This is a genomic window from Streptomyces sp. NPDC057697, from assembly GCF_042799335.1.
In the GTDB taxonomy this organism is placed as follows: Bacteria; Actinomycetota; Actinomycetes; order Streptomycetales; family Streptomycetaceae; genus Streptomyces.
In genome coordinates this window covers 350780-356779 of the sequence record NZ_JBHVJA010000007.1, presented here as the reverse complement: position 1 = coordinate 356779, position 6000 = coordinate 350780, and the positions used below count along the sequence as shown (strand labels likewise).

General features: G+C 74.7%; 2 protein-coding genes. Both read right to left on the bottom strand.

Features of this window, described 5'->3' with window-relative positions:
• Nucleotides 1–340 precede the first annotated feature (340 nt).
• Nucleotides 341–1864 (bottom strand): DUF5719 family protein, encoded by a 1524-nt coding sequence (locus ACFVFH_RS20880; protein ID WP_383770689.1) that lies wholly within the window; start codon nucleotides 1862–1864, stop codon nucleotides 341–343.
• Nucleotides 1861–5844: a glycosyltransferase gene (locus ACFVFH_RS20875; protein ID WP_383770686.1), complete on the bottom strand. Its 3984-nt coding sequence runs from the start codon at nucleotides 5842–5844 to the stop codon at nucleotides 1861–1863. Before ACFVFH_RS20875 ends, ACFVFH_RS20880 begins: the two co-directional genes overlap by 4 nt.
• Nucleotides 5845–6000 lie beyond the last annotated feature (156 nt).

Genomic DNA, 6000 nt, shown 5'->3' with positions numbered 1-6000 from the left:
GGGGGCAGGGACCGCCCGGGGGCAGGGACCGCCCGGGGGCAGGGACCGCCCGGGGGCAGGGACCGCCCGGGGGCAGGGACCGCCCGGGGGCAGGGACCGCCCGGGGGCAGGGAGCGCCCCACTCCCGCACGAGCGGGAGGCGCCGAAGTCCGGCCGTACGGACGGAAACACCCGCAGCGCGGCCGCACTGGCGGCAACGCCCGCACCCCGGCCGCACGTGCGGCGGGAGCGCCTAAGTCCCGCCGCACGGGCCGAAGTCCCGCCGCACTAGGCGAAGTCCCGCCGTACGGGCGAAAGTCCGGAGTTCCGTACCCTCCAGGCCCGGCCCCGTACCGCCCGCTCAGTCGCCGAGGACCGACAGGTCCTGTTCGGCCGCGGGTACCTCGACCGTGCCGTGGTCGTCCGCCAGGGTCTGCACGGTGAACATCTGGACGCCGTTCTGCGTGACCGTGAGCGTGCGTGCCGCGTGGACCGGGCCGCCCGACTCCGTCCGGACCGTGAGGGCGTAGCCGCCCTTGAGGCCGGACGGTACGGGCGGGGTGACCGCCAGCGTCGTACCGCCCTTGACCGTGTACTCCTTGACGGCCTGTTCGCCGCCGCCGCTGCCCGCCGACGCCGTGACCTTCACCGTGGCGGTGGCCCCCGGCGCGGTGAGCGAGAGGACCGAGCCCTTGTCCCGGTTGTCGGCCACGGTCGCCCGCGCGCCCACCGGGCCGGTCGCCGGGATGTAGGCGACCTCCTGCTTGGCGCCGCTGCCGCGGACCACGCGGAGCGCGGCGACCACCGGGGTGCCCTTCCCGTTGCCGGTCGGGGTCAGCAGCAGGGAGCCCGGTTCGTTCTTGGTGATGTCCTTCAGGTCGATGCCCGCGGTCATCCGGGACTTCACGTGGATGTCCTCGTGGCCGACCGGCGAGATCGCGCCGGTCTTGCCGAGCAGCTTCACCTTCAGGTCGGCGTCGCCGTCGCCCGGTGCGAAGACCACCAGCCGGACCGAGGTGGCGTCCGCGGGGATACCGGGGAGCACCAGGGTGCCCGACGGGTCCACGGAGGCGGCCAGCCAGTCGCTGCCGACCCCGTCCTCGGCGGACCTGACGACCGCGCCGACGCGTCCGGTACGGGTGGTGACGTGCACGGTCACGTCCTCGGCGGCCTCGCTCGTCAGCGTCGAGATCAGGACCGGCACGCTGGAGTGGGCGGGCACCGTGATGCCTTCGCCGACATCGGACTTGAGGGAGCCGTCCGGGCCGTACAGCTCGATGTCGGCGACGGCCGCGGTGTCGTCCGGGTTGGTCAGATGGACGTAGTCCTCGCGGGACTTCGCGGTGCTCGCGGCCGGGAACCAGTAGTTCGTGCCGGGCCGGGTGCAGCTGACGCCGAGCAGGCCGCGGGCGCCGCCCGCCTCGACCATGGTGGTCTGCTGGGTGGTCCAGCCGGGGGCCAGGCGGCCGGTGGCGGTGCCGACCAGCGCGGGGGCGTCGGAGCCGGATGCCTCGGCGGTGGCCGGTTTGCCGGGCTCCTTGAGCGAGAGGACCGGTTTGCCGGGGTCCGCCTTCTTCTTGTCCTTCTGGTCCTTCCCGTCCTTCTTCCCGCCGTCGGCCGTGGTGGCGGTGGAGTTCTGCAGTTCGGCCGTCCCGGCCTCGCCGCCGCCGCTGCTGTCCGCGGGAGTGACGGAGGTGTACGTCGTCTCCGCGAGGTCCGAGAGGCCGGGGGACGGGCAGAGCAGGCTGGAGCGTTCCACCGGCAGCCGGGTGGCGGCCTTGGCCTGCGCCACCTCCCCGCCGCCGGGCGCGGTGAGCGCGGCGAATCCGGTGACGGCGGCGAGGGCGACGGTGCCCGCGATGAGGGACAGGCTGCTGGACTTCACTCGGACTCGCCTCGCGATGCGTTACCGGTCGGCCACGGGTGCTGGCCCGGGGCGGCGTTCTCGTCGGGGTTCTGCGGGTCGTACTGGCCCTGCTGTGCGCCCTGCTGTGCGCTCTGTTGTGCGCTCTGTTGCCCGTACTGGGCCTGGGGGTCGTACGCGGCCTGCGGGTCGTACGCGGCCTGCGCCTGGGTCTGGGGGTCGTACTGCTGCTGTGCGGCGTAGCCGTACGGGTCGTAGGCGTTCTGCTGGTACGGGTCGGCCGCGAGGTGGTCCTGCTGCGTGCCGTACTGGCCGTCCTGGAACTGGCCTTCCTGGTACTGGCCTTCCTGGAACTGCTCGCCCTGGTACTGCTGGTAGCCGGCGTCCTGGTACTGCTGCGCGTCCCAGGCCCCGTACTGCTGCTGCGGCACCGCCGCGTACGGATCGTGGCCGGTCTGCGGGGCGTAGCCGTTCTGGTCGTCGCCCTGCGGGACGAACGTGTTCTCGTCGTCGGCCTGCGGGTCGTAGCCGTTCTGGTCGCCGGTCCGGGGGGCGTACGTGTTCTGGTCGTCGCTCCCGTGCGGGTGCGGCTCGGCGGTCTGCTCGGCGGGCGGGTACTCCCCCGTCTGCTGGGCGGGGATGTACTGCCCCGGGTCCTCCGCCGCGTCGTCGGCCTGTTCGTTTCCGGCCTGTTCGTTTCCGGTCTGTTCGATTCCGGCCTGTTCCGCCTCCGCCTCCGCCTGGGCTGCCGCGCGCAGCCTGCGGGCGCGGCGGCCCTCCCCCGCGACCGGCTCCGCGGGAACCGCGACGTCCTCCTCGGGGAGGTCGTCGTCGATCTCCCGGCGACGGCCGGGCAGGGCCAGGACCAGCAGGACCACGGCCAGCGCGGACTGGGCCCAGATCCAGGCGGTGTGGGTGAACGGGGTGTCGTACGTGAGGTCCAGCGTGCCGCCCTCGGCGGGGAGCTCGAAGCCCTGGGCCCAGCCGTCGACGGTCTTCGGGGTGAGCGTCCGGCCGTCGAGCGTGGCCCGCCAGCCGGGGTCGGCGGCGTCGGCGATCCGCAGCACGCGGCCGGAGCCGCCCGCCGGGACCTTGGTGTGCGCCTCCACCGGGAGCGAACCGACGGGCAGCGGCTCCCCCTCGGCGCCGGACGGAATGATCATGACGCGGGCCACCTGGCGGTCGACCCGCCACAGCGCGCTGCCGTCCAGCTGGCTCAGCCGGCTGAGCCCCGGGGTCGCGTCCAGGACCTGGCTCATCTCCTTCGGGGCGCCGTCGCGGACCAGGACGTACCGGATGGCGAAACCGCTGAGCTGGCCGCCCTGGTCGGCTCCGGAACCCGCGACCAGGTTGGCGACGACCTTGTCGAGGTGGCTGTTGCTGCCGCCCGCCTCGGCCAGTTCGGCGTCACCGAGCCGCGCGCCGGAGCCCCGGACCAGGGTGTACGCGACGGTGGCCGGTGAGCTGCCGCCGAGGACCAGGGTGCGCGGCTGGTCGCGGGTGGTGCTCTCCTCCGCCACGAACGCGGGCACCTGCACCGGGTCGCGGCGCTCCAGCGGGCCCGCGGCGCCGCCGATCATCCAGCCGACGGCGGCCAGCGCCGGGGCGAGCCCGGCGGCGAGGGCGATCAGCGCGGCGACCGGCTGCCGCCAGCCGAAGCTGAGTTCGGCGACGCGGACCCGGGCGCCGTCGGCGCCGACCAGCGCGGCGGCGATCAGCGCGATCCCGTAGACGAGGGTGGCGGGGCCCGCCCAGCCCGATCCGTTGGCGAGCGCGGCGAAGGCCAGCGCCACGAGCGCGACCACCCACGCGGTGCGCACGGCGAACTGCCGTTCCCCGCGCAGCAGCGCGGCCAGTGCGGCGAGCACGATGCCGAGCAGCAGCACGCTGCCCGCGGCCTTGGGGCCGCCGGGGCTGAGGGAGAGCAGGTCGAGCGCGGAGGCCGTCCCCGTACCGATGTCCAGGCCCGCCTCCTTGAGGAAGGCGGACGGGTCGGTGAGGAGCGAGAGCGACCAGGGTGCCAGGACGAGCAGGGGGGTGCCGACCGCGGCGAGGAAGCGGAGCCCGTAGGCGGCGATGTCGTCGCGGCGCAGGGCGAGCACACCGATGCCGAGGACCACCGCGAGCGGCCAGACGATCGGCGTGAACGCCATCACGAAGGTGATGAGCAGGGTGTACGCCCAGGTGGCCCGCCAGCTTCCGCGGGCGTCGCCGCCGGCCCGCATGCCGTGCGCGGAGACGGCGGCACGGGCGATCAGCGGGAGCAGGACGGCCAGGACGGCGGTGCCGAGACGGCCGGTCGCCAGGGCGCCGGTCGCGGCGGGCAGGAAGGCGTAGGCGATGCTCGCCCAGGCCCGCAGCAGCCTCGATTCGAGCAGCGGCCGGGAGGCGAAGTACGCGGTGAGTCCGGCGAGCGGTACGGAGCAGACCAGCAGCAGGGTGAGGGCGAAGCCGGTCGAGCCGAGGAACAGTCCGGACAGGGCCGAGAGCACGGCCAGGTAGGGCGGCGCGGTCTGTGTGCCGCCGGTGCCGACCGTGTGCCAGCCGTCCGCGTACTTGCTCCACAGCTCGGAGACGTCGCCGGGGGCGGGCAGCAGCGCGCCGCCGGCCAGCGCGCCGCCGCCGAGGAGGCCGCGGCAGGCGACGAGCGAGACCAGGAGCAGAACGGCGAAGAGCACCGGGCCCGGCTTGCGCCCGATCCGCTTGAGCCGCGCGAACTGCTCGATCTCCAGGAAGTCGGCGTCGTCACCGCCGGGTCCGGACTCCACGGCGCCGTGCCGGGAGCCGCCCGATTCGGCGTCGGAGCTGCCGAAGTTTCCGGCGACCTGGTCCACGGTGGCGCGGACGGTGGCGCCGGGCGGCGGGAAGAGGCCGCGCAACTCGGCCTGGTCGACGGCGCCCTTGCCGCGGCCGCGCCGGGCGGCGAGGATCCTGCCGGGGCGCAGCAGGGTGCCGAAGAGCCCGGCGACCTCGTCGAGGGCCTGGCCGGGCACCTTGCCGACGAGATAGGCGAGGGTGCGCAGCAGGGTGCCGACGACGAGCCGGAGCAGCACCCAGGGCAGCACCTTGGCGCGGGCGTTGACCAGCATCGTGTAGACGGCGCCGGCCTTGTCGACGCGGTGCGGTGAGGCGACCGAGCGCCCCGCGCAGTCGATGGGGCGCCGCTCGCGGGCGGCGGCCTCGGCGTGCCTGAGGACGGCGTCGGGGGCGACGAGCACCCGGTGTCCGGCGACATGCGCGCGCCAGCAGAGGTCGACGTCGTCACGCATCAGGGGGAGCCTGCGGTCGAAGCCGCCGAGCTCCTCCCAGATGTCACGGCGGATCAGCATGCCGGCGGTGGAGACGGAGAGCACGGTACGGACCTGGTCGTGCTGGCCCTGGTCCTGCTCGCGGCGGTCCAGTCCGGTCCAGCGGCGGCCGCTGTTGGCGATGGAGACGCCGACCTCCAGCAGCTGCTTGCGGTCGTACCAGCCACGGAGCTTGGGGCCGACGATCGCGGCGTGCGGGTCGGCGTCGGCGACGCGCAGCAGCTCGGCGAGGGCGTCGGGCTCGGGGGCGCAGTCGTCGTGGAGCAGCCAGAGCCACTGCACCGGTTCGCCGTGCGGCAGTTCGGGCTGGTCGTAGGCGTCGTCGCGCCAGCTCCTGCTGACGGGGTCCCAGCCGCTGGGGCGCTTCAGATACGGCAGGTCCTCGGGGGTGAGGACGCCGGCCGTGCGGGTCGCCTCGTCCACGGCGGTGCCGAAGCTCGTACGGCGCGCGAGGTGCAGGACCCTCTCGGCGCCGAGCGCCTCGGTGACCAGCCGCGCGGAGTCGTCGGCGCTGCCGGTGTCGGCGGCGACGGCGTTCTGTACGGGGCGTTCCTGCCCGAGCAGTCCGGCGAGCGCGTCGGGCAGCCAGCGGGCTCCGTCGTGGGAGACGAGCACGGCGGTGACGACATGCCGGGGGAACTCTGGGGCGGTGGCGGCCGCGTACGGCGCCGCCGATTGGCTGTGCACGGACATCGAGGTACGGGCCCTCCGGCCGGGTCCGGGGGCGTCTCCCCGGGGGCTGCATCGGTGTACACGCACGCCCTTGTCGGGGCGTTGGCGCGTCTCGGACGGGGCCCCACACTAACGGTACGGACCACCGCGTCGGCGCCGAGCGCTCCAACGGGGCGA

Coding starts and splice junctions, on each gene's coding strand:
- ACFVFH_RS20875 (WP_383770686.1), bottom strand. CDS start 5,844: ATGTCCGTGCACAGCCAATCGGCGGCGCCGTACGCGGCCGCCACCGCC.